At 67.6% G+C, this 20,782-nt stretch carries 31 protein-coding genes and 1 pseudogene; all 32 read right to left on the bottom strand.

All coding sequences use genetic code 11. The features are described 5' to 3' along the window. Window positions 1-4 precede the first annotated feature (4 nt). The 32 genes and pseudogenes from ABZW60_RS30385 to ABZW60_RS30230 all read right to left on the bottom strand — a co-directional run bounded on the left by ABZW60_RS30385 (window position 5) and on the right by ABZW60_RS30230 (window position 20,745). Window positions 5-448, bottom strand: coding sequence for a DUF1707 domain-containing protein (locus ABZW60_RS30385; RefSeq protein ID WP_355482582.1), 444 nt, complete (start codon window positions 446-448; stop codon window positions 5-7). A 64-nt stretch (window positions 449-512) separates the two neighbouring features. Then, on the bottom strand, window positions 513-1,337 hold the full coding sequence (gene map / locus ABZW60_RS30380; RefSeq protein WP_355482580.1) for a type I methionyl aminopeptidase: 825 nt from the start codon (window positions 1,335-1,337) through the stop codon (window positions 513-515). 8 nt (window positions 1,338-1,345) lie between these two features. Continuing rightward, window positions 1,346-1,918: an adenylate kinase gene (locus tag ABZW60_RS30375; RefSeq protein WP_355482578.1), complete on the bottom strand. Its 573-nt coding sequence runs from the start codon at window positions 1,916-1,918 to the stop codon at window positions 1,346-1,348. After that, on the bottom strand, window positions 1,918-3,219 hold the full coding sequence (gene secY, locus ABZW60_RS30370) for a preprotein translocase subunit SecY (RefSeq protein WP_355482576.1): 1,302 nt from the start codon (window positions 3,217-3,219) through the stop codon (window positions 1,918-1,920). Before secY ends, ABZW60_RS30375 begins: the two co-directional genes overlap by 1 nt. 135 nt (window positions 3,220-3,354) lie before the next feature. After that, window positions 3,355-3,795, bottom strand: coding sequence for a 50S ribosomal protein L15 (rplO, locus tag ABZW60_RS30365; protein ID WP_344191671.1), 441 nt, complete (start codon window positions 3,793-3,795; stop codon window positions 3,355-3,357). A gap of 1 nt (window position 3,796) precedes the next feature. Then, window positions 3,797-3,979, bottom strand: a complete 183-nt coding sequence (gene rpmD, locus ABZW60_RS30360) for a 50S ribosomal protein L30 (RefSeq protein WP_355482575.1) — start codon at window positions 3,977-3,979, stop codon at window positions 3,797-3,799. Then, window positions 3,979-4,578, bottom strand: a complete 600-nt coding sequence (gene rpsE, locus ABZW60_RS30355) for a 30S ribosomal protein S5 (protein WP_355482573.1) — start codon at window positions 4,576-4,578, stop codon at window positions 3,979-3,981. Before rpsE ends, rpmD begins: the two co-directional genes overlap by 1 nt. 29 nt (window positions 4,579-4,607) lie before the next feature. Next, window positions 4,608-4,991: a 50S ribosomal protein L18 gene (gene rplR / locus ABZW60_RS30350; protein WP_355482571.1), complete on the bottom strand. Its 384-nt coding sequence runs from the start codon at window positions 4,989-4,991 to the stop codon at window positions 4,608-4,610. 2 nt (window positions 4,992-4,993) lie between these two features. Then, window positions 4,994-5,536, bottom strand: coding sequence for a 50S ribosomal protein L6 (gene rplF, locus ABZW60_RS30345; RefSeq protein ID WP_355482569.1), 543 nt, complete (start codon window positions 5,534-5,536; stop codon window positions 4,994-4,996). 27 nt (window positions 5,537-5,563) lie between these two features. After that, the gene (gene rpsH / locus ABZW60_RS30340) at window positions 5,564-5,971 is read right to left on the bottom strand and encodes a 30S ribosomal protein S8 (RefSeq protein WP_355482567.1); all 408 of its coding nucleotides are present in this window, start codon (window positions 5,969-5,971) and stop codon (window positions 5,564-5,566) included. A gap of 94 nt (window positions 5,972-6,065) precedes the next feature. After that, window positions 6,066-6,251: a type Z 30S ribosomal protein S14 gene (locus ABZW60_RS30335; RefSeq protein ID WP_171674847.1), complete on the bottom strand. Its 186-nt coding sequence runs from the start codon at window positions 6,249-6,251 to the stop codon at window positions 6,066-6,068. A 1-nt stretch (window position 6,252) separates the two neighbouring features. Beyond that, complete coding sequence (gene rplE / locus ABZW60_RS30330; RefSeq protein ID WP_355482565.1) at window positions 6,253-6,825, bottom strand: 50S ribosomal protein L5; 573 nt, start codon at window positions 6,823-6,825, stop codon at window positions 6,253-6,255. After that, on the bottom strand, window positions 6,825-7,214 hold the full coding sequence (gene rplX, locus ABZW60_RS30325) for a 50S ribosomal protein L24 (protein WP_355482563.1): 390 nt from the start codon (window positions 7,212-7,214) through the stop codon (window positions 6,825-6,827). The genes rplE and rplX overlap by 1 nt, the downstream gene beginning before the upstream one ends. 1 nt (window position 7,215) lies before the next feature. Then, on the bottom strand, window positions 7,216-7,584 hold the full coding sequence (gene rplN / locus ABZW60_RS30320; RefSeq protein ID WP_012923677.1) for a 50S ribosomal protein L14: 369 nt from the start codon (window positions 7,582-7,584) through the stop codon (window positions 7,216-7,218). A gap of 91 nt (window positions 7,585-7,675) precedes the next feature. Further along, window positions 7,676-7,972 carry a 30S ribosomal protein S17 gene (gene rpsQ / locus ABZW60_RS30315; RefSeq protein WP_355482561.1) on the bottom strand — a complete coding sequence of 99 codons (297 nt, stop codon included), beginning with the start codon at window positions 7,970-7,972 and terminating at the stop codon, window positions 7,676-7,678. Then, window positions 7,969-8,250: a 50S ribosomal protein L29 gene (rpmC, locus tag ABZW60_RS30310; protein ID WP_355482559.1), complete on the bottom strand. Its 282-nt coding sequence runs from the start codon at window positions 8,248-8,250 to the stop codon at window positions 7,969-7,971. The genes rpsQ and rpmC overlap by 4 nt, the downstream gene beginning before the upstream one ends. Continuing rightward, complete coding sequence (gene rplP, locus ABZW60_RS30305; protein ID WP_132216203.1) at window positions 8,250-8,669, bottom strand: 50S ribosomal protein L16; 420 nt, start codon at window positions 8,667-8,669, stop codon at window positions 8,250-8,252. The genes rpmC and rplP overlap by 1 nt, the downstream gene beginning before the upstream one ends. Window positions 8,670-8,672: 3 nt before the next feature. After that, window positions 8,673-9,548: a 30S ribosomal protein S3 gene (gene rpsC / locus ABZW60_RS30300; protein ID WP_355482557.1), complete on the bottom strand. Its 876-nt coding sequence runs from the start codon at window positions 9,546-9,548 to the stop codon at window positions 8,673-8,675. A gap of 136 nt (window positions 9,549-9,684) precedes the next feature. Then, window positions 9,685-10,152 (bottom strand): annotated as a pseudogene (gene rplV, locus ABZW60_RS30295) (50S ribosomal protein L22); the annotation flags it as partial. 55 nt (window positions 10,153-10,207) lie between these two features. Continuing rightward, on the bottom strand, window positions 10,208-10,489 hold the full coding sequence (rpsS, locus tag ABZW60_RS30290) for a 30S ribosomal protein S19 (RefSeq protein WP_130441496.1): 282 nt from the start codon (window positions 10,487-10,489) through the stop codon (window positions 10,208-10,210). Window positions 10,490-10,504: 15 nt separating this feature from the next. Then, window positions 10,505-11,338 (bottom strand): 50S ribosomal protein L2, encoded by an 834-nt coding sequence (gene rplB / locus ABZW60_RS30285; protein WP_355482555.1) that lies wholly within the window; start codon window positions 11,336-11,338, stop codon window positions 10,505-10,507. Further along, window positions 11,338-11,643: a 50S ribosomal protein L23 gene (rplW, locus tag ABZW60_RS30280; RefSeq protein WP_355482553.1), complete on the bottom strand. Its 306-nt coding sequence runs from the start codon at window positions 11,641-11,643 to the stop codon at window positions 11,338-11,340. The genes rplB and rplW overlap by 1 nt, the downstream gene beginning before the upstream one ends. Further along, window positions 11,640-12,308 carry a 50S ribosomal protein L4 gene (rplD, locus tag ABZW60_RS30275; protein ID WP_355483009.1) on the bottom strand — a complete coding sequence of 223 codons (669 nt, stop codon included), beginning with the start codon at window positions 12,306-12,308 and terminating at the stop codon, window positions 11,640-11,642. Before rplD ends, rplW begins: the two co-directional genes overlap by 4 nt. A gap of 32 nt (window positions 12,309-12,340) precedes the next feature. Beyond that, window positions 12,341-12,997, bottom strand: a complete 657-nt coding sequence (gene rplC, locus ABZW60_RS30270; protein ID WP_355482551.1) for a 50S ribosomal protein L3 — start codon at window positions 12,995-12,997, stop codon at window positions 12,341-12,343. 17 nt (window positions 12,998-13,014) lie between these two features. Continuing rightward, the gene (gene rpsJ, locus ABZW60_RS30265) at window positions 13,015-13,323 is read right to left on the bottom strand and encodes a 30S ribosomal protein S10 (protein ID WP_012923688.1); all 309 of its coding nucleotides are present in this window, start codon (window positions 13,321-13,323) and stop codon (window positions 13,015-13,017) included. A gap of 361 nt (window positions 13,324-13,684) precedes the next feature. Continuing rightward, the gene (gene tuf / locus ABZW60_RS30260; RefSeq protein WP_355482549.1) at window positions 13,685-14,878 is read right to left on the bottom strand and encodes an elongation factor Tu; all 1,194 of its coding nucleotides are present in this window, start codon (window positions 14,876-14,878) and stop codon (window positions 13,685-13,687) included. 72 nt (window positions 14,879-14,950) lie between these two features. Further along, complete coding sequence (gene fusA / locus ABZW60_RS30255; protein ID WP_355482547.1) at window positions 14,951-17,062, bottom strand: elongation factor G; 2,112 nt, start codon at window positions 17,060-17,062, stop codon at window positions 14,951-14,953. A gap of 71 nt (window positions 17,063-17,133) precedes the next feature. Continuing rightward, the gene (gene rpsG, locus ABZW60_RS30250; RefSeq protein ID WP_131286359.1) at window positions 17,134-17,604 is read right to left on the bottom strand and encodes a 30S ribosomal protein S7; all 471 of its coding nucleotides are present in this window, start codon (window positions 17,602-17,604) and stop codon (window positions 17,134-17,136) included. Beyond that, the gene (rpsL, locus tag ABZW60_RS30245; RefSeq protein ID WP_130384649.1) at window positions 17,604-17,978 is read right to left on the bottom strand and encodes a 30S ribosomal protein S12; all 375 of its coding nucleotides are present in this window, start codon (window positions 17,976-17,978) and stop codon (window positions 17,604-17,606) included. The genes rpsG and rpsL overlap by 1 nt, the downstream gene beginning before the upstream one ends. A gap of 278 nt (window positions 17,979-18,256) precedes the next feature. Beyond that, window positions 18,257-19,018: a maleylpyruvate isomerase N-terminal domain-containing protein gene (locus ABZW60_RS30240; protein WP_355482544.1), complete on the bottom strand. Its 762-nt coding sequence runs from the start codon at window positions 19,016-19,018 to the stop codon at window positions 18,257-18,259. After that, the gene (locus tag ABZW60_RS30235) at window positions 19,011-20,135 is read right to left on the bottom strand and encodes a nuclear transport factor 2 family protein (RefSeq protein WP_355482542.1); all 1,125 of its coding nucleotides are present in this window, start codon (window positions 20,133-20,135) and stop codon (window positions 19,011-19,013) included. The genes ABZW60_RS30240 and ABZW60_RS30235 overlap by 8 nt, the downstream gene beginning before the upstream one ends. A 202-nt stretch (window positions 20,136-20,337) precedes the next feature. Then, window positions 20,338-20,745, bottom strand: a complete 408-nt coding sequence (locus ABZW60_RS30230; RefSeq protein WP_355482540.1) for a DUF1801 domain-containing protein — start codon at window positions 20,743-20,745, stop codon at window positions 20,338-20,340. Window positions 20,746-20,782 lie beyond the last annotated feature (37 nt).

Raw genomic sequence — 20,782 nt, 5'->3', positions numbered from 1 at the left:
GCTGTCAACGGCGCCTGCCGAGGCCGCCGAGGGCGATGATCGCCCACGGGATCAGCAGCCAGACCGGCCAGAAGTGCGGCCAGTGGCCGCCGTTGCCCAGCCCGATCACGAACCAGATCACCACGTTGATCAGCACGACACCGGTGAAGCCGCCGATCGCCCCGCCGCGGTGCGGGTGGTTGTCCTTCTTCCGCTCCGGGAAGTTCCCCGGCTCGGGCGCCGGCTTGCTGTCCTGCACCGCCTTCGGCGTCTCGTACGTCCGGACCGCGGGCAGGTCACGCACCAGCGGCTCGAGCTCGCCGTACGTCTGCACGGTGTAGAGCTGGTCGAGCCGCGACGAGAACTCGGGCTGGTCCAGCCGGCCGTCCGCGAACGCGTCCCGCAACCGCCCGGCGATCTTGTCCCGGTCGGCTTCGGTGAAACGCTGGTGCGGCTGGTACTGAGGCATGTCTCAAGTGTGCCTCAGCTCCGGTCCGCCCGGCGTCCCCCGACGGGTGGACCCAGGGTGTCCTTCAGTCGGCCAGGGCGCCGGACTTGATGCCCAGCTCCGCGAGCTTGGACTCGCCGCCGTCGATGGCGGTCAGGACCCACGGGCCCTGCGGAGTGAGAGTGAACGTGTGCTCTGTGTGTGCGGCCGACCGCCCGTCGTCGGTGACGACCGTCCAGTCGTCCTCGAGCGTGTGGTTGTCCTGCTTGCCGAGCGTGAGCATCGGCTCCACGGCCAGCGCCATCCCCTCGACCAGCTTCGGGCCGCGGCCGGGGCGGCCGAAGTTCGGCACGTTCGGCGGCTGGTGCATCGCTGAGCCGATCCCGTGCCCGACGAAGTCCTCGACGATCCCGTACGACGAGTTCGCCCGGACGTGGGCCTCGATCGCGGCCGAGATGTCGGACAGCCTGCCGCCGAGCCGGGCCGCGGCGAACCCGCGCCACATCGACTCCTCGCAGATCCGCGCCAGCTCCAGCAGCTCGGCGTCCGCCGCGCCGACCGGCACCGTGATCGCGGCGTCGCCGTGCCAGCCGTCGACGATCGCGCCGCAGTCGATCGAGATCAGGTCACCCTCGGCCAGCACCCGGCCGCCCGGGATGCCGTGCACGATCTCGTCGTTCACCGACGCGCAGATCGAGCCGGTGAACCCGTGGTACCCCTTGAACGACGGCGTCGCGCCGGAGGACCGGATGTTGTCCTCCGCGATCGCGTCCAGCTCGCCCGTACTGATGCCGGCCCGGACGTGCCCGCGGAGCAGTTCCAGCGTGCGGCCGACCACCAGGCCGGCCTGGCGCATCGCCAGAATCTGCTCACGGGTCTTGATCTCGATACCGCGGTCCCTGAACATCACGTGCTGTCTTACTCCGTGACGGACTTGAGGGCGGCGAGGACGCGCTCGCTGACCTCGTCGATCTCACCGACGCCGTCCACCTCGACCAGCAGGCCGCGCTGCGCGTACACCTGCAGCAGCGGCTTGGTCTCGGCGGTGTAGACGTCCTGACGGTGCCGGACGACCTCTTCGGAGTCGTCCGTCCGGCCCTCGATGTGCGCCCGCTTCGTCATCCGGTCCACCAGCACGTCGATGTCGGCGACCAGCGCCACCACCGCGTCCAGCTTGTGGCCGTGCTCGGCCAGGATGTCGTCCAGCGTGCCGACCTGGGCCAGCGTCCGCGGGTACCCGTCGAGCAGGAAGCCGTCGCCGGCGTCGGCCTCGGACAGCCGGTCCCGCACCATCGCGTTGGTGACCTCGTCCGGGACGTAGTCGCCCGCGTCCATGTACCGCTTGGCCTCGACACCCAGCGGCGTCTCGTCCTTCACGTTCGCACGGAAGATGTCGCCGGTGGACACGGCCGGGATATTCAGGCGTTCCGCAAGCACCTTTGCCTGCGTGCCCTTGCCCGCCCCGGGCGGACCCATCAGCAACATTCTCATCAGCGCAGGAACCCTTCGTAGTTTCGCTGCTGCAGCTGACTCTCGATCTGCTTCACGGTGTCGAGTCCGACACCGACCATGATCAGGATCGACGTACCGCCGAACGGGAAGTTCTGGCTCGCGTTCAACAGGACGAGAGCGACCAGCGGGATCATCGAGATCACCGCGAGGTAGATCGCGCCGGGCAGCGTGATGCGGTCCAACACGTACTTCAGGTATTCCTCGGTCGGCCGACCCGCCCGGATCCCGGGGATGAAGCCGCCGTACTTCTTCATGTTGTCGGCGACCTCCTTCGGGTTGAAGGTGATCGAGACGTAGAAGTACGTGAAGAAGATGATCAGAGCGACGTAGGTCGCCATGTAGATCGGGTGGTCGCCCTTGACCAAGTTGCCCTGGATCCAGTTGGACCAGCTCTTGCCCTGCTGGAACTGACTGACCAGGACCGGGAGGTACAGCAGGCTGGAGGCGAAGATGACCGGGATGACACCGGCCTGGTTCACCTTCAGCGGGATGTACGTCGAGGTGCCGCCGAACATCTTCCGGCCGACCATCCGCTTCGCGTACTGGACCGGGATGCGGCGCTGGGCCTGCTCGATGAAGATGACCGCCGCCATGATGACGAGGCCGATCGCGATCACCACGACGAAGGTGGTGATGCCCTTCTGCTTGCGGATGCTCCACAGCTGGGTCGGGAAGGTCGCGACGATCTGGGTGAAGATCAGGATCGACATACCGTTACCGACACCACGGTCGGTGATCAGCTCACCGAGCCACATGATCACGCCGGTGCCGGCGGTCATGGTCAGCACCATGACGGTGATGGTGAACCAGTCGTCCTTGTACAGCAGCGGCTCGCTGCAGCCCTGGAACAGCCGGCCCGGCGTCCGGGCGAGCGCCACGAACGCGGTCGACTGCAGGATCGCCAGACCGACGGTCAGGAACCGGGTGTACTGCGTGATCTTGGCCTGACCCGCCTGGCCCTCCTTCTTCAGCGACTCCAGCCGCGGGATCACCACGGTGAGCAGCTGCAGAATGATGCTGGCGGTGATGTACGGCATGATGCCGAGCGCGAAGATCGCGAGCTGCAGCAGTGCGCCGCCGGAGAACAGGTTGATCAAGTTGTACAGGTTGGCGTTCTGGCCACCCTGCGAGATCTTGATACACGTGTGCAGCGACTGGACGTTCACACCGGGCGCCGGAACGACCGAGCCGATCCGGAAGATCACGACGATGAAGAGCACGAACAAGATCTTCCGGCGCAGGTCCGGAGTCTTGAACGCGTTGGCAAAGGCGCCTAACACCCTGTCCTCCCACAAGTTTCCCTTGCCGCGGGCACGGCAGGGGCCTAGCTAAGCCGCTGGGCAAGAGACGAACCAGGGCCCGTCCGACCGGCGCAGGATATCAAGCACCGCCCGTTACGAGCCCTGGACCTCGTGTCACACCTCGGTCGTGGTTCCCCCGGCCGCCTGGATCTTGTCCGTGGCGGACTTGGAGAACTTGTGCGCCGAGACCTGCAGTGCCACGGTCAGTTCGCCGTCACCCAGCACCTTGACCGGCTGACCACGACGGACCGCGCCCTTGGCGACCAGGTCGGCCACGCCGACCTCGCCACCTTCGGGGAACAGTTGTCCGAGCTTGTCCAGGTTAACGACCTGGAACTCCACCCGGTTCCTGCTCTTGAAGCCCTTCAGCTTCGGAAGCCGCATGTGCAGCGGCATCTGGCCACCCTCGAACCACTCGGGGATGTTGTTACGCGCCTTGCTGCCCTTGGTACCGCGGCCGGCGGTCTTGCCCTTGCTGCCCTCACCACGACCCACGCGGGTCTTGGCGGTCTTGGCACCGGGCGCCGGACGCAGGTGATGAACCTTGAGCGCCATGTCAGTCGACCTCCTCGACGGTGATGAGGTGGCGAACCGTGCGGACCATGCCGCGAACCTCGGGACGGTCCTCGTGGACGGCGGTGTCGCCGATCCGCTTGACGCCCAGGGTGCGCAGCGTGTCGCGCTGGTTCTGCTTACCACCGATGCCCGAACGGATCTGGGTCACCTTCAGGCGTGCCATCAGGAAGCCACCTCCGCCCGCGCCTTCAGCAGGGCCGCCGGGGCGACGTCCTCGACCGGCAGGCCACGGCGCGCGGCCACGGCCTCCGGGGTCTCCAGGCTCCGCAGCGCCTCCACCGTGGCGTGCACCACGTTGATGGAGTTCGCAGAACCCAGCGACTTGCTGAGCACGTCGTGGATCCCGGCGCACTCCAGGACGGCGCGCGCCGAGCCACCCGCGATCACACCGGTACCGGGCGCGGCCGGGCGCAGCAGCACCACGCCGGCAGCCTTCTCGCCCTGGACCGGGTGCGGGATGGTGCCCTGGATCCTCGGCACCTTGAAGAACGCCTTCTTGGCCTCCTCGACACCCTTGGCGATCGCCGCGGGCACCTCCTTGGCCTTCCCGTAACCCACACCGACGGTGCCTTCACCGTCGCCGACGACCACGAGGGCGGTGAAGCTGAAGCGACGACCACCCTTCACGACCTTGGCGACCCGGTTGATGGCTACCACGCGCTCGATGTAGGCGGTCTTGTCCGCCTGCTGACCACGACCCCCGTCGCGGCCACGGCGCTCACCACCGGCGCCGCCTCCGCGACGCTGCTGGCCTCCGCTCATGTCGAACTACCTTCTTCCTTGATCGCCTGTCAGAAGCCGAGGCCGCCCTCACGGGCGGCGTCGGCCAGGGCCGCGATGCGGCCGTGGTACTTGTTCCCGGCCCGGTCGAAGACGACCGAGTCGATGCCGGCGGCCTTGGCCCGGTCGGCGATCAGCCCGCCGACGGTCTTGGCCTTGTCGGTCTTGTTCGCCTCCGCGGAACGCAGGTCGGCCTCCATGGTGGAAGCCGAGACCAGCGTCTTGCCGGCCACGTCGTCGATGACCTGCGCGAACAGGTGCCGCGACGACTTGGTGACCACCAGGCGCGGCCGGTCGGCCGTGCCGTTGATCTTCTTCCGGACCCGGATCTGCCGACGCAGCCGGGAGGCCGTCTTCTTGGCGGAGTGCTTGTGCGGACGCAGTCCGATCGCCATGGTTACTTACCAGCCTTTCCGACCTTGCGGCGCACCTGCTCGCCCGCGTACCGCACACCCTTGCCCTTGTACGGCTCGGGCTTGCGCAGCTTGCGGATATTGGCGGCGACCTCACCGACGGACTGCTTGTCGATGCCGATGACCGAGAACCGGGTCGGCGCCTCGACGTTGAAGGTGATGCCCTCGGGGGCGTCGACCGTGATCGTGTGGCTGTACCCGAGCGAGAACTCCAGCTGGGTCGGTCCCTTGGACAGGACGCGGTACCCGACGCCGACGATCTCGAGCTTCTTCTCGTAGCCGTCCGTGACCCCGGTGACCAGGTTGGCGATCAGGGTGCGGGACAGGCCGTGCAGTTCCTTGCTCTTGCGCTGGTCGTCCGGGCGGGTGACGGCAATGGCGCCGTCGTCCTCCCGGTTCACCGCGATGGGCTCAGCGACGACGTGCGACAGCTGACCCTTCGGACCCTTGACGGTGACCGTCTGGCCGTCGATCGTGACGTCGACGCCGGACGGGACCGAGATCGGGAGTTTGCCGATGCGAGACATTTCAGTGGTCCTCCTTCCGGTTCTTCGTCACCAGACGTAGGCGAGGACTTCCCCGCCAACGCCCTTGTTCTTGGCCTGCTTGTCGGTCAGCAGTCCCTGGGACGTCGAGATGATCGCGACGCCCAGGCCACCGAGGACCTTGGGCAGGTTGGTCGACTTCGCGTAGACCCGCAGGCCCGGCTTGCTGATCCGGCGGACGCCCGCGATGGAGCGCTCCCGGCTCGGGCCGAACTTCAGGTCGACGGTCAGGGTCTTGCCGACGGCCCCTTCCTTGGGGTCCTCGACCTTGTAGGAGGCGATGTAGCCCTCCTGCTGAAGGATGTCGGCGATGCCCTGCTTGATCTTGCTGTACGGCATCGTGGTCGACTCGTGGTACGCCTGGTTGGCGTTCCGCAGACGCGTGAGCATGTCTGCGATCGGGTCGGTCATCGTCATGGCCTGGGGCCTCTTTCCCGCCGTGGTTTCGCCGTTCGGCGACCTACGGTGACTAGGTGGTGGTGAATGGGGAGAAGTTCGGGGGTGGAGACGGTCACCAGCTGGACTTGGTCACGCCGGGCAGCTCGCCCCGGTGCGCCATCTCCCGCAGGCAGATCCGGCAGAGGCCGAACTTGCGGAAGACCGCCTTCGGCCGGCCGCAGCGCTGGCAGCGCGTGTAGGCGCGCACCGCGAACTTCGGCTTCCGGGCCTGCTTGACCTTGAGTGCTGTCTTCGCCACGTCAGTTCTCCTTGAACGGGAAGCCGAGCGCCCGCAGCAGGGCCCGACCCTCGTCGTCGTTCTTCGCGGTGGTCACCACGGTGATGTCCATGCCCCGGACCCGGTCGATCCGGTCCTGGTTGATCTCGTGGAACATCACCTGCTCGGTCAGACCGAAGGTGTAGTTCCCGGTGCCGTCGAACTGCTTGGCCGACAGACCGCGGAAGTCGCGGATCCGGGGCAGCGCGAGCGCCAGCAGCCGGTCCAGGAACTCCCACATCCGGTCGCCACGCAGCGTCACGTGGGCGCCGATCGGCATCCCCTCGCGCAGCTTGAACTGCGCGATCGACTTGCGGGCCTTGGTGACCTGCGGCTTCTGGCCGGTGATCGCGGCCAGGTCCTTGACCGCGCCCTCGATCAGCTTCGAGTCGCGCGCCGCCTCGCCGACACCCATGTTCACCACGATCTTGGTGAGCCCGGGCACCTGCATGACGTTCGCGTACTGGAACTGCTCGTGCAGCTTGCCGACGATCTCCTCGCGGTACTTCGTCTTCAGCCGCGGCTGGACCTTCGTTTCGGTAACTGCGGTCGTCATCAGATCTCCTCGCCGGTGCGCCGTGCGATCCGGACGCTCCGGTACCCGGTGTACGTCGAACCGTCGGGACGGCGCTTCTGCACCTCGACGCGGTTGTAGCCGACGCGGGTGGTCACCTTCTGCTTCTTGCCGTCCTTCTCGACCTCGACCAGAAGGGCCACGTTCGAGACGTGGATCGGGGCTTCCTGGGTGACGATGCCACCGGTGGTGCCGCCGCGCTGGGCCTGCTGCACCTTGGTGTGCTTCTTCACCCGGTTGACGCCCTCGACGATGACCTTCTCGTCGTTCGGGAAGACCTGGATGATCTTGCCCTCGAGGCCCTTCGAGCGACCCGAGATCACGCGGACCTGGTCACCCTTCTTCACGTGCAGCTTCTTCTGGGTAGCCATCTCAGAGCACCTCCGGCGCGAGCGAGATGATCTTCATGAAGCGCTTCTCACGCAGCTCCCGGCCGACCGGCCCGAAGATACGGGTGCCGCGCGGCTCGCCGTCGGCCTTCAGGATCACCGCGGCGTTCTCGTCGAAGCGGATGTAGGAGCCGTCCGGACGCCGGCGCTCCTTCACGGTCCGCACGACGACCGCCTTGACGACGTCACCCTTCTTCACACCACCGCCGGGGATCGCGTCCTTGACGGTGGCGACGATCGTGTCACCGACACCGGCGTAGCGCCGACCGGAGCCACCGAGAACGCGGATGCAAAGGATCTCCTTCGCGCCCGTGTTGTCGGCGACCTTCAGTCGCGACTCCTGCTGGATCATCTGTTGATCTCCTGGTTGTCTCGCTGGTTCTCAGCCGTGCCGAGCCTTGCGGAACGAATAATTTCGAATGGTTGCCGGCAGCAGCCGGGAACTACTTGGCCTTCTCGAGGATCTCGACGACGCGCCAGCGCTTGGTCGCCGACAGCGGCCGGGTCTCCATCAGGAGGACGCGGTCGCCGATCCCGGCGGCGTTCTGCTCGTCGTGCGCCTTGAGCTTGCTGGTGTGCCGGATGACCTTGCCGTACAGCTTGTGCTTGACCCGGTCCTCGACCTCAACCACGACGGTCTTGTCCATCTTGTCGCTCAGCACCAGGCCCTCACGGGTCTTCCGGCGGCCTCGCGCCTCGGTGGTCGTGCTCACGGTCTCGTCCTTCGCGTTCTCGGTCATGCGTTGGCCTTCTCACTGTCGTCCGCAGCTTCGTCGGCGACAGCCTCGGCCTCGACCGGGGCGTCGACCTCCTCGGTGATGCCGAGCGCACGCTCCGACAGCACCGTGTAGATGCGGGCGATGTCCTTGCGGACGGCGCGCAGCCGGCCGTGGGACTCCAGCTGGCCCGTGGCAGCCTGGAACCGGAGGTTGAACAGCTCCTCCTTGGCTTCACCGAGCTTCGTCAGCAACTCGTCCCGGCCCAGGTTCCGCAGCTCGGCGGCGGTCAGGGTAGCCATCAGTTCTCACCTGCCTCTCGGGTGATGAAGCGGCACTTCATCGGCAACTTGTGGATCGCGCGGCGCATCGCCTCGCGAGCGATGTCCTCCGGAACACCGGAGAGCTCGAACATCACGCGACCGGCCTTCACGTTGGCGATCCACCATTCCGGCGAACCCTTACCGGAACCCATCCGGGTCTCGGCCGGCTTCTTGGTCAGCGGACGGTCCGGGTAGATGTTGATCCACACCTTGCCGCCACGCTTGATGTGCCGGGTCATCGCGATACGCGCGGACTCGATCTGCCGGTTGGTGACGTAGTGGCTCTCCAGCGCCTGGATGCCGAAGTCACCGAAGGCGAGCGTCGTGCCACCCTTGGCCGCGCCGGAGCGCTTCGGGTGGTGCTGCTTGCGGTGCTTGACCTTGCGGGGGATGAGCATCGTTCAGCTCTCCGTTCCGGTCGTCTCGGCAGGCTTGTCGGCCGCCGGGGCACTGGTCTCGGCGGCCGGGGCCGCGTTGTTGTTGCGCGCGTCGTCGCGCCGGTCGCCACCGCGACCGCCACGGTCACCGCGACCGCCACGGTCACCGCCGCGTCCGCCACGGTCACCGCGGTCGCCGCCGTCGCGGCGGGCCGGACGGCCACGCTGCTGGGTGGCGGCGCGGGCAGCGGCCTGCGCCTCGCGCTCCGCGCGGGTGCCGGCGACGTCGCCCTTGTAGATCCAGACCTTCACGCCGATCCGGCCGAAGGTCGTCCGGGCCTCGTAGAAGCCGTAGTCGATGTCGGCCCGCAGCGTGTGCAGCGGGACGCGGCCCTCGCGGTAGAACTCCGACCGCGACATCTCCGCGCCACCGAGCCGGCCGGAGCACTGGATCCGGATGCCCAGGGCGCCGCCACGCATGGTGGTCTGCATCGCCTTGCGCATCGCGCGGCGGAACGCCACGCGGCCGGACAGCTGCTCGGCCACGCCCTGCGCGACCAGCTGGGCGTCGACCTCGGAGTTCTTCACCTCGAGGATGTTCAGCTGCACCTGCTTGCCGGTGAGCTCCTCCAGGCTGCCCCGGATCCGGTCCGCCTCGGCGCCGCGGCGGCCGATGACGATGCCCGGACGAGCGGTGTGGATGTCGACCCGGACCCGGTCACGGGTGCGCTCGATCTCCACGCGGGAGATACCGGCGCGCTCCATGCCCTTGCTCAGCAGACGACGGATCTTGACGTCCTCGCCCACGTAGTCCTTGTACAGCTTGTCGGCGTACCAACGGCTCTTGTGGTCGGTGCTGATGCCGAGACGGAACCCGTGCGGGTTTACCTTCTGTCCCACGTCAGGACTCCTTCTTCTCAGCGGTGGCCTTCTTGGCGGCCTTCTTCGCGGTCGCCTTCTTGGCCGGCTTCTCGGCGGCGGCCTCGGCCGGCTTGTCGGCGGCCTTCTTGGCCGCCTTCTTCGCCGGAGCCTTCTTGGCCGTGTCCGCCGTGTCAGCGGTCTTCTTGGCGGCGGCCTTCTTGGCCGGTGCCTTCTCGACGGGCTCGTCGGTGACCCGCGGCTCGACCACGACGGTGATGTGGCTGGTCCGCTTGTCGATCCGGGTGGCCCGGCCCTGGGCGCGCGGGCGGTGACGCTTCAGCGTCGGTCCCTCGTCGACCAGGATCTTGGACACGATCAGATCGGCCCGGCTCAGGTGCTCGGTGCCCTCGGCGTTCGCCGCGGCGCTGTCGACGACCTTGTACACGGTCGCGGCAGCGGCCTGCGGGGCGAACTTCAGAGTGGCGAGTGCGTCGTCGACGCCGACACCGCGCACCAGGTCGGCCACGCGGCGCGCCTTCATCGGCGTCACGCGGACGAAGCGCGCGACCGCGAAGGCCCCGGGCTGCTCGCCCAGCAGGCTCTCGCGACGGGCGCTGATCGCCCTACGCTCTTGAACGCTCATGATGTTCGAATCTCTCCGTAGGTTGCTTTCGCTTCGTCACTGGATCCCGGTGGGATCAGCGACGCCGTGACTTCCGGTCGTCCTTCTCGTGACCCTTGAACGTCCGGGTCGGGGCGAACTCGCCGAGCTTGTGCCCGACCATCGCGTCCGTCACGAACACCGGCACGTGCTTGCGGCCGTCGTGCACCGCAATCGTGTGGCCGATCATGTCCGGCACGATCATCGATCGGCGGGACCAGGTCTTGATGACGTTCTTGGTGCCCTTCTCGTTCTGCACCTCCACCTTCTTGGCCAGGTGGTGGTCGACGAACGGGCCCTTCTTGAGGCTGCGTGGCATTTGGCCGGCTCCCTATCAGCGCTTCTTGCCGGCCTTGCGGCGCCGGACGATCATGCGGTCGCTTTCCTTGCGGGTGCGGGTCCGGCCTTCCGGCTGGCCCCACGGGGACACCGGGTGGCGACCACCCGAGGTCTTACCCTCACCACCACCGTGCGGGTGGTCGACCGGGTTCATCGCGACACCGCGGACGGTCGGGCGCTTGCCCTTCCAGCGCATCCGGCCCGCCTTGCCCCAGTTGATGTTCGACTGCTCGCCGTTGCCGACCTCACCGAGGGTGGCGCGGCAGCGCACGTCGACCATCCGGACCTCGCCGGACGGCATCCGCAGGGTGGCCATCCGGCCTTCCTTCGCGACCAGCTGAATGCTGGCACCGGCCGAGCGGCCCATCTTGGCGCCACCACCCGGGCGCAGCTCGACGGCGTGCACCGTGGAGCCGACCGGGATGTTGCGCAGCGGCAGGTTGTTGCCGATCTTGATGTCCGCGGCCGGGCCGTTCTCGACGATCGTGCCCTGGCGCAGGTTGGACGGGGCGAGGATGTAGCGCTTCTCGCCGTCCACGTAGTGCAGCAGCGCGATCCGCGCGGTCCGGTTCGGGTCGTACTCGATGTGCGCGACCTTGGCCGGCACGCCGTCCTTGTCGTACCGCTTGAAGTCGATCAGCCGGTACGCCCGCTTGTGGCCGCCACCGTGGTGCCGGGTGGTGATCTTGCCGGAGTTGTTCCGGCCGCCCTTCTTCGGCAGCGGACGCAGCAGCGACTTCTCGGGGGTCGAACGGGTGAGCTCGACGAAGTCGGCCACGCTCGAGCCACGGCGGCCCGGCGTCGTCGGCTTGTACTTGCGGATTCCCATTACGACTGGCCTCCGAAGATATCGATGCGGTCGTCGCCCTTGAGGGTCACGATCGCCCGCTTGGTGTCCGGGCGCTTGCCGAACCCGGACCGGGTCCGGCGGCGCTTGCCCTTGCGGTTCAGGGTGTTGACGTCGCTGACCTTGACCTTGAACACCTTCTCGACCGCGAGCTTGATCTCGGTCTTGTTGGCGTTCGGGGCGACCTCGAACGTGTACTTCTGCTCGTCCAGCAGGCCGTAGCTCTTCTCGCTCACGACCGGCCGGATCAGCACGTCACGCGGGTCCTTGTTGACTCCGTGGCTCATGCCTCTACCTCCTCGGCCTCAGTCGACGTGGCGACGGCCTTGACGGACTTGCCCTTGGGCGCACCGGCGACGAACGAGTCGAGGGCGCTCTTGGTGAACACCACCGCGTCGCTGCACAGCACGTCGTACGCGTTCAGCTGGTCGGCCGCGATCAGGTGCACGTGCTGCACGTTGCGCAGGCTCAGCCAGGTGAGCTCGTCGGCGCGGTCGACGACGACCAGCGCCTTGCCCGGGTCGGTGACCTCGCCGAGCACCTTGAGCGCCGACTTGGTGGACGGCTTGTCGCCGTCCACGAAGCTCTCGACGACGAACACGCGGCCGTCACGGGCCCGGTCCGACAGCGAGCCGCGGAGCGCGGCGGCGATCATCTTCTTCGGGGTCCGCTGGCTGTAGTCACGCGGCACCGGGCCGTGGACGACGCCACCGCCGGTGAACTGCGGCGCGCGGGTCGAACCCTGACGGGCGCGACCGGTGCCCTTCTGGCGGTACGGCTTGGCGCCACCGCCGGACACCTCGCCCCGGGTCTTCGCCTTGTGCGTGCCCTGACGGGCCGCGGCCAGCTGGGCCACCACGACCTGGTGGATCAGCGGCACGTTGACCTGGACGTCGAACAGCTCGGCCGGAAGCTCGGCGGAACCCTTCTTGCTGACCTTGTCGCCCTTCACGACGACGACGTCGACGGAGTTCGATGCGGGGCTCACTTCGCAGCTCCCTTCGCGGCGTTGCGGATCAATACCAGACCACCCTTGGGCCCGGGAACCGCACCCTTCAGCAGGATCAGACCGCGCTCGGTGTCGACCGCGTGCACGGAGATGTTCTGCGTGGTGACGTTCTCGTTACCCATCCGACCGGCCATCCGGACGCCCTTGAAGACGCGGCCCGGGGTGGCGCAACCGCCGATGGAGCCCGGCGAACGGTGCTTCTTGTGCACACCGTGGGTGGCCCGCAGACCACCGAAGCCGTGGCGCTTCATGACACCGGCGAAACCCTTGCCCTTGCTGGTCGCGGAAACGTCGACCCGCTCGCCGGCCTCGAAGGTCTCGGCCTTCAGCTCCTGGCCCAGCGCGTACTCACTCGCGTCGGCGGTGCGCAGCTCGAGCAGGTGCCGCCGCGGCGTCACGCCGGCCTTGTCGAAGTGGCCGCGCAGGGGCTTGGTCACCTTGCGCGGGTCGATGTCGCCGAAGGCGATCTGGACACCGTCGTAGCCGTCACGGTCCGAGGTGCGGACGCCGGTGACGACGCACGGGCCGGCCTGGATCACGGTGACGGGGACGACTCGGTTGTTCTCGTCCCAGGTCTGGGTCATGCCGAGCTTGGTGCCCAGCAGACCGCGCGTGTTCTTCACAGTGCTCATAGGTCTTTCCGCGTCCCTCAGAGCTTGATCTCGATGTCGACGCCGGCCGGCAGGTCGAGACGCATCAGCGAGTCGACGGTCTTCGGCGTGGGGTCGATGATGTCGATGAGCCGCTTGTGGGTGCGCATCTCGAAGTGCTCGCGGCTGTCCTTGTACTTGTGCGGCGAGCGGATGACGCAGAACACGTTCTTTTCCGTCGGCAACGGCACCGGGCCAGCAACCTTCGCACCAGTACGCGTCACCGTGTCGACAATCTTGCGTGCCGAGCTGTCGATGACCTCGTGGTCGTAGGCCTTCAGCCGGATGCGGATCTTCTGTCCCGCCATCGCTTCGCTTCGTCCTTCTCTATCGTCTTCCGTTGCGTTGCTCCGACCCCCGCGGTCGGGTGTGTCGCGCTCGCAGCACGCGCGTGACTCACCGCTTCTTCGACCCTGGGAGGAGATCGGGGCCCGGTCTCGGACCGGAACCTCGGCATGGTCTCCGGTCCGGCGCACCAGCCAGATCAAGAAGATCTGGGACGCGCCCCGGCGGCCTCGCCTGAGCAACCTGAATATTGTGCCAGAGATCGGCGCCGGAACGCCAATCGGGTGGCTTCACGCCTGATCCGGTACCACCTGAGCGCCGGATCAGGCGCAAAGCAGAGGTCCGCGGGGGCTCAGAGTGCGAGCCCTCGCGGACCTCGTGAGATCACTTGACGATCTTGGTGACCCGGCCGGCGCCGACGGTGCGGCCACCTTCACGGATCGCGAACTTCAGACCGTCCTCCATGGCGATCGGCTGGATCAGCTCGACCGTCATGTCGGTGTTGTCGCCCGGCATGACCATCTCGGTGCCCTCGGGCAGCGTGACGACACCGGTGACGTCGGTCGTGCGGAAGTAGAACTGCGGGCGGTAGTTCTGGAAGAACGGCGTGTGACGGCCGCCCTCCTCCTTCGACAGGATGTAGACCGACGCCTCGAAGTTCGTGTGCGGGGTCGTGGTGCCCGGCTTGATGACGACCATGCCGCGCTCGACGTCCTCGCGCTTGGTGCCACGAAGCAGCAGACCGACGTTCTCACCGGCCTGGCCCTCGTCGAGCAGCTTGCGGAACATCTCGATACCGGTGACCGTGGTGGTCTGCTTCTCCGGGCGGATGCCGACGATGTCGACGGTCTCGTTGACCTTGATGACACCGCGCTCGATCCGGCCGGTGATGACCGTGCCGCGACCCGTGATGGTGAAGACGTCCTCCACCGGCATCAGGAACGGCTTGTCGATCTCGCGCTCCGGCTGCGGGATGTACTCGTCGACGGCGTTCATCAGCTCGATGATCGACTCGCCCCACTTGGCGTCACCCTGCAGCGCCGGGTGCGCGGCAACCCGCACGATCGGCGCGTTGTCGCCGTCGAACTCCTGCTCCGAGAGCAGCTCGCGGACCTCGAGCTCGACGAGCTCCAGGATCTCCTCGTCGTCGACCATGTCGCACTTGTTCAGGGCGACGACCATCGCCGGCACGCCGACCTGACGGGCGAGCAGCACGTGCTCACGCGTCTGCGGCATCGGGCCGTCGGTGGCGGCGACGACCAGGATCGCGCCGTCCATCTGAGCCGCACCGGTGATCATGTTCTTGATGTAGTCCGCGTGCCCCGGGCAGTCGACGTGGGCGTAGTGCCGGGCCTCGGTCTGGTACTCGACGTGCGCGATCGAGATGGTGATACCGCGCTGGCGCTCTTCCGGCGCCTTGTCGATCTGATCGAACGCCGACGCCTCGTTGAGGTCCGGGTACTTGTCGTGCAGCACCTTGGTGATCGCCGCGGTAAGAGTGGTCTTACCGTGGTCGATGTGACCGATGGTGCCGATGTTGACGTGCGGCTTAGTCCGCTCGAACTTCGCCTTCGCCACTGGGGCCCTCCTAGATAAATTGACTACGCCGTACGCCGACGCGCTTGGGGTGTGGTGGTCAGGAGCGAGAGATTACTCGCCCCGGGCCTTCTTGATGATCTCTTCCGCCACGTTCTTCGGAACCTCGGCGTAGGAATCGAACTGCATCGAGTAGGACGCGCGGCCCTGGGTCTTCGACCGCAGGTCGCCGACATACCCGAACATCTCCGACAGCGGCACCAGGGCCTTGACGACCCGGCTGCCACCGGGGCCTTCGTCCATCGACTGGATCTGGCCACGGCGGGAGTTGAGGTCGCCGATCACTTCACCCATGTAGTCCTCGGGGGTGGTGACCTCGACCGCGAACATCGGCTCCAGGATGACCGGGTTCGCCCGGCGGGCGGCGTCCTTGAAGGCCATCGAACCGGCGATCTTGAAGGCGAGCTCGGAGGAGTCGACGTCGTGGTAGGCGCCGTCCTGCAGCGTCACCTTGACGTCCACCATCGGGTAGCCGGCCAGCACGCCGAACTCCATCGCCTCCTGGGCGCCCTCGTCCACCGACGGGATGTACTCCCGGGGGATGCGGCCACCGGTGACGGCGTTGACGAACTCGTACCCACCCTCGCCACCGGCCTCGACCGAGGTCGGCTCGATGTCGATGATCACGCGCGCGAACTGACCCGAACCACCGGTCTGCTTCTTGTGCGTGTAGTCGACCTTCTCGACCTTCTTCTTGATGGTCTCGCGGTAGGCGACCTGCGGCTTGCCGACGTTGGCCTCGACGCGGAACTCGCGCTTCATCCGGTCGACCAGCACCTCGAGGTGCAGCTCGCCCATCCCGGCGATGATGGTCTGGCCGGTGTCCTCGTCGGTCCGGACCTGGAAGGTCGGGTCCTCCTCGGCGAGCCGCTGGATCGCGACGCCCAGCTTCTCCTGGTCGGCCTTCGACTTCGGCTCGATGGCGACCGAGATGACCGGCGCCGGGAACTGCATCGACTCGAGCACGACCGGGTTCGACGGGTCGGCCAGCGTCTCACCGGTGGTGGTGTCCTTCAGACCCATCACGGCGACGATGTGGCCGGCGCCGATCGACGCGATCTCCTCACGCTTGTTCGCGTGCATCCGGTAGATCTTGCCGATCCGCTCCTTGCGGCCCTTGGTCGGGTTCAGCACCTGGGTGCCGGTCTCGAGCTTGCCCGAGTACACCCGGATGAAGGTCAGCTTGCCCAGGTGCGGGTCGGCCGCGATCTTGAACGCCAGGGCCGAGAACGGCTCGCTGTCGTCCGGCTTGCGGAGGACGACCTGGTCGGAGTCCTTGACGTCGTGGCCCTCGATGGCCGGGACGTCGATCGGGCTCGGCAGGTAGGCGTTGACCGCGTCCAGCAGCGGCTGGACGCCCTTGTTCTTGAACGCCGTACCGGTCAGCACCGGGGTGAGCTTGCTGGCCAGGGTGGCCCGGCGGATGCCGGCCACGAGCTGCTCCTGGGTCGGCTCCTCGCCCTCCAGGTACTGCTCCATGATCTCGTCGTCGGCCTCGGCCAGCGTCTCGATCAGCTTGTCGCGCCACTCGGCGGCCAGCTCGGTGTGGCTGGCCGGGATCTCCTCGACCGTGTAGTCCTCACCGATCTTGGTCTCGCCACGCCAGGTCAGCGCACGCATACCCACCAGGTCGACGACGCCGATGAAGTCGGCCTCGGCCCCGATCGGCAGCTGCATGACCAGCGGCACCGCGGCCAGCCGGTCCTTGATCATGTCGACGCAGCGCATGAACTCGGCGCCGGTGCGGTCGAGCTTGTTCACGAAGCAGATGCGGGGTACGCCGTACCGGTCCGCCTGACGCCAGACGGTCTCGGACTGCGGCTCCACGCCGGCCACGCCGTCGAACACCGCGACCGCGCCGTCGAGCACGCGCAGCGAACGCTCCACCTCGACGGTGAAGTCGACGTGGCCCGGGGTGTCGATGATGTTGATGGTGTGGTCTTTCCAGGTGCAGGTCGTCGCGGCGGACGTGATCGTGATGCCGCGCTCCTGCTCCTGCTCCATCCAGTCCATCGTGGCGGCGCCCTCGTGGACCTCACCGATCTTGTACGTGATACCGGTGTAGAAGAGGATCCGCTCGGTCGTCGTCGTCTTGCCGGCGTCGATGTGGGCCATGATCCCGATGTTGCGGACCTTGGCCAGGTCGGTGGTGATTTGTACGGCCACCTCGGTGGTCTACCTCTCGATTCTGTAACTGCGTCAAAGGGTGAGCGCTGGGGTCCGGATCGGACCCCGGATCACCAGCGGTAGTGGGCGAAAGCCTTGTTGGCTTCGGCCATCTTGTGCGTGTCCTCGCGGCGCTTCACCGACGCACCGAGACCGTTGGACGCGTCCAGGATCTCGTTCATCAGCCGCTCGGACATCGTCTTCTCGCGACGGGCCCGCGAGTACGTCGTCAGCCAGCGCAGCGCGAGCGTGGTGGACCGGCCGGGCTTGACCTCGATCGGCACCTGGTAGGTGGCACCACCGACGCGGCGGCTCTTCACCTCGATGCTCGGCTTCACGTTGTCCAGCGCACGCTTGAGCGTGATCACCGGGTCGGTGCCGGTCTTGGTGCGAGTGCCCTCGAGCGCGCTGTAGACGATGCTCTGCGCGATCTGCTTCTTGCCGTCGACCAGGATCTTGGAGATCAACTGGGTGACGAGCGGCGAACTGTAGACCGGGTCGATGATGACCGGGCGCTTCGGGGCCGGGCCCTTGCGCGGCATTAGCTCTTCTCCTTCTTCGCGCCGTAGAGGCTGCGAGCCTGCTTCCGGTTCTTCACACCCTGGGTGTCGAGCGAACCGCGGATGATCTTGTACCGGACACCGGGGAGGTCCTTCACGCGGCCGCCGCGGACGAGCACGATCGAGTGCTCCTGCAGGTTGTGGCCGACGCCCGGAATGTAGGCGGTGACCTCGATACCGCTGGTCAGGCGAACACGCGCAACCTTGCGAAGCGCCGAGTTCGGCTTCTTCGGCGTGGTCGTGTAGACGCGCGTGCACACACCACGACGCTGAGGGGAACCCTTCAGGGCCGGCGTCTTGTTCTTGGACACCTTGTCCTGGCGGCCCTTGCGGACCAGCTGGTTAATGGTGGGCACCGCGTGGGTCTCTTTCTGTCGTCCGGCTGGGTTTGTAGCTTTTACCTGACCCCCGCGGTCGGGTGTGTCGCGTGCGCACGAGCAGACCGAAGCCGTAATCTTCCAGACTGTCGGCAGGAGTCCCGTGCCACGCGGCCCGACCCGTTGGACGAGGGGCACGCATGACGGCCCGAGAAAGACCCCGGGCACGATCGTTAAGACTAGCGGGTGCCCCTAGCACGGTCAAAATGAGTAACCGACCGCCGCAGAGAGCCTTCCGCCCTTCCAGTGTACAAGGCTTACGGAGTGGCCCTCCCGGCCAGGAAATCGGTGGCGACGGCGGCGTCCCCGGTGACCGTCAGAGCGTCCGGCGGCAAGCGCTTCCAGAGGCACAGCAGGAGCTCCGCCGCGGTGCCCGAGAGCACCGCCTCCCCCACTGCCTTCGCACGCTCCACGGACGGCGCAATCCCTTGTGACACAGGCGTCAGCGTCCATTCGTCCCCCGTGTCGACGGCCCGTACGCCGACCTGGCGGGTGACCGCCGGCGCGAACCCGCGGGCCAGCATCCGGGGCAGGAAGACCCCGAACACCTCATCCACTCCGTCGGCCGCGATCGCCGGTCGTACGACGTCCGGCCCGGGCGCCGGCTGCTCACCCGTCGCCGCCTCGGCCTGCAGCAGGTCCACGAGGTGGACGAGCGTCTCATGCAGACGCCGCCGAGCCCAGAAGCCGGCGCGCTGCTCGACCGGTGCGAAATTCCAGCAGGGCTCGTCCGGATCGACCGCCCGGAGCGCCGCGGCCAGCGCCGCGCTGGTCCCGGCGTACCAGTCGGCCCAGGAGATCGTCGTACGGAGCACCTCCGGCACCTTCTGGGCGGTGCCGGACAGCAGGATCGACGCGGCCCAGCGCTGGCCGGACCCGAGATGCAGGGCCAGGTCGGCGACCGTCCAGCCCGGGCACGCCGGGACCGCCACGTCCGGATCGACCCGTTCGAGGGCGGCCGCGAAGTCCGCGGCCGCCCGCTCGAACGCGGACAGATGGTCGATCGGTTGGTCAGACACGGAATTCGACGTCGGTGATCAATCCGTCGACGACCCGGTACAGGGCCAGCTGCGGGGTGGATTCGCCGTCCTCGTAGCTGACGACGTGCTCCACCACCCACTCGCCCAGCATCAGCCGCTGGACGACCTCGGTCTTGCACTCGCCGGCGTCGAAGCGCGGCCGGTAGTACTCCCGCAGGAACCGGCGGCCCTTGAGTTCGGCGCCGTCCGCGCGCAGGATCCGGGCGGTCGGCGAGTACATGGCCAGGAAGGCCTCGAGGTCGTGGGCGGCGTACGCGGCGTGCTCGCGGGCGATCACCCGCGCGGCCGGGGTGTCGGCGGTGACGGCCGCGACCGTCGCCACGCCCAGATCCACCAACGGAGCCTGGGCGGCCGCCGGGGCGGGGACGACCGGCGCTGGGACAACAGGTGTGGTGACAGAGGGCGCCGGCTGAGTAGCGGGTTCGGCCGGGGGCGGCGGAGTCTTCACCGCGACGGCTGCCTTGGCGGCGGACGTCGTACGGCGGGTCGAGGTGGTCTTCTTCTTGGCCGGAGGCGGGACGAGGAGCTTGGTGTCGTCGCCGGGTTCCTCGCCGAGGTGGGCGATCGCCCAGTCCAGGGCCTTGGTGACGGCGGCGCGTGATTCTTCGGTGTGGTCGAGCATGTCGAACCCGTGGTGCCCTTTCGGTACGTCGATGATGTCCAGCGCGGCGCCTCCCGCGGAAACGAACTCCGCGACCGGACCGGCGAGCTCCTCACGCTCGAGTCCAGCTCTGGTCAGCAAAACCGGCAGGTCCTTGTGTTTGCCGATCACCTCGGCAGCGGTTACCAGGTCGTCGACACCGGGCGGGGTGGCGAGCAGGGGGTACGTCAGGGCGACGAAGCGCAGCCAGTCGGGGCGGCTGTCCAGCCACTCCCCGGCGAGCAGGCCCGCACCCGAGAAGAACCACAGGCCGACCCGATCGGGATCGACGCGTGGATCCGAACGCAGTACGCCGACCGCGGCCTCCACCTCGTCCGCGGCCGCGACCAGTCGGTCGAGGCCGTGAATCAGGCTGTGGTCGACCACCGCGGACACCAGGCCACGCCTGGCGGCAGCGGTTGCATAACCCTTGTAGACCGGCCAGTCCCGAGGCATCACCTCGAGGTTCGCCGGTCCGGGTCCCCCGTGCACGAAGAGAATTGCGCCGCCTCGGGCGGTACCGGGCGGGCGGTACAGATCGATCTCCCCCAGGCGATCGACACGTACGTCAGAACCTTCCAGAACCCCCAAGACGAAAGGCCGCAGGTAGGCCGGCAGATCCGTCATGCACCAATCTTGGCGCATCCCGCCCACACTTTCAGCCGCCACCCCGAGTGTCTTCCACAGACCGCCGGACGAGCTCCGCCAGGACACCGGAATCGACGTCTGCCAGACGCTTGACGTACAGGCACCCGACGCCGGTGCTGTGCGGTCCGAGCCGCGCGAGCAGGTCGCCGTACGGCTCGATCGCGGACAGGTACAGCGTCAGGGCCTGCTTGCGGGCGGCGAAGCCGACCTCGAACCAGTCCAGCTCGCGACCGCTCTCGTACCGCAGGTGCCGGTCACCGAACCCGACGATCGCCGGGCCCCACATCGCCGGCTCGAGCCCGGTGGCCTCGGTCAGCAGGTCGTTGAGCGCGCGGGCGTCCGCGCCGCGCGTCCCCGGGATGCCGGCCAGATACTCGTCGACCGACGCGTCCGTCTTCCGGGTCTTGTTCTCGGGCATGTCTCATCCTGCCCGGAAACGCCGCGAGGGCGGCACC

Source organism: Kribbella sp. NPDC003557 (genome assembly GCF_040610805.1).
In the GTDB taxonomy this organism is placed as follows: Bacteria; Actinomycetota; Actinomycetes; order Propionibacteriales; family Kribbellaceae; genus Kribbella.
This window is presented reverse-complemented; position numbering and strand designations above follow the sequence as displayed.

Excerpts from the sequence above, each read along its gene's own strand:
- ABZW60_RS30385 (WP_355482582.1), bottom strand. The coding sequence starts at position 448 with ATGCCTCAGTACCAGCCGCACCAGCGTTTCACCGAAGCCGACCGGGAC.
- ABZW60_RS30375 (WP_355482578.1), bottom strand. The coding sequence starts at position 1,918 with ATGAGAATGTTGCTGATGGGTCCGCCCGGGGCGGGCAAGGGCACGCAG.
- rplO (WP_344191671.1), bottom strand. The coding sequence starts at position 3,795 with ATGGCGCTCAAGGTTCATCACCTGCGTCCGGCGCCCGGTGCCAAGACC.
- rpmD (WP_355482575.1), bottom strand. The coding sequence starts at position 3,979 with ATGGCACGCCTGAAGGTGACCCAGATCCGTTCGGGCATCGGTGGTAAG.
- rpsE (WP_355482573.1), bottom strand. The coding sequence starts at position 4,578 with ATGAGCGGAGGCCAGCAGCGTCGCGGAGGCGGCGCCGGTGGTGAGCGC.
- rplR (WP_355482571.1), bottom strand. The coding sequence starts at position 4,991 with ATGGCGATCGGACTGCGTCCGCACAAGCACTCCGCCAAGAAGACGGCC.
- rplF (WP_355482569.1), bottom strand. The coding sequence starts at position 5,536 with ATGTCTCGCATCGGCAAACTCCCGATCTCGGTCCCGTCCGGCGTCGAC.
- rpsH (WP_355482567.1), bottom strand. The coding sequence starts at position 5,971 with ATGACGATGACCGACCCGATCGCAGACATGCTCACGCGTCTGCGGAAC.
- rplE (WP_355482565.1), bottom strand. The coding sequence starts at position 6,825 with ATGACGACCGCAGTTACCGAAACGAAGGTCCAGCCGCGGCTGAAGACG.
- rplX (WP_355482563.1), bottom strand. The coding sequence starts at position 7,214 with ATGGCTACCCAGAAGAAGCTGCACGTGAAGAAGGGTGACCAGGTCCGC.
- rplN (WP_012923677.1), bottom strand. The coding sequence starts at position 7,584 with ATGATCCAGCAGGAGTCGCGACTGAAGGTCGCCGACAACACGGGCGCG.
- rpsQ (WP_355482561.1), bottom strand. The coding sequence starts at position 7,972 with ATGACCGAGAACGCGAAGGACGAGACCGTGAGCACGACCACCGAGGCG.
- rpmC (WP_355482559.1), bottom strand. The coding sequence starts at position 8,250 with ATGGCTACCCTGACCGCCGCCGAGCTGCGGAACCTGGGCCGGGACGAG.
- rplP (WP_132216203.1), bottom strand. The coding sequence starts at position 8,669 with ATGCTCATCCCCCGCAAGGTCAAGCACCGCAAGCAGCACCACCCGAAG.
- rpsS (WP_130441496.1), bottom strand. The coding sequence starts at position 10,489 with ATGCCACGCAGCCTCAAGAAGGGCCCGTTCGTCGACCACCACCTGGCC.
- rplB (WP_355482555.1), bottom strand. The coding sequence starts at position 11,338 with ATGGGAATCCGCAAGTACAAGCCGACGACGCCGGGCCGCCGTGGCTCG.
- rplW (WP_355482553.1), bottom strand. The coding sequence starts at position 11,643 with ATGAGCCACGGAGTCAACAAGGACCCGCGTGACGTGCTGATCCGGCCG.
- rplC (WP_355482551.1), bottom strand. The coding sequence starts at position 12,997 with ATGAGCACTGTGAAGAACACGCGCGGTCTGCTGGGCACCAAGCTCGGC.
- rpsJ (WP_012923688.1), bottom strand. The coding sequence starts at position 13,323 with ATGGCGGGACAGAAGATCCGCATCCGGCTGAAGGCCTACGACCACGAG.
- rpsG (WP_131286359.1), bottom strand. The coding sequence starts at position 17,604 with ATGCCGCGCAAGGGCCCGGCCCCGAAGCGCCCGGTCATCATCGACCCG.
- ABZW60_RS30235 (WP_355482542.1), bottom strand. The coding sequence starts at position 20,135 with ATGCCTCGGGACTGGCCGGTCTACAAGGGTTATGCAACCGCTGCCGCC.
- ABZW60_RS30230 (WP_355482540.1), bottom strand. The coding sequence starts at position 20,745 with ATGCCCGAGAACAAGACCCGGAAGACGGACGCGTCGGTCGACGAGTAT.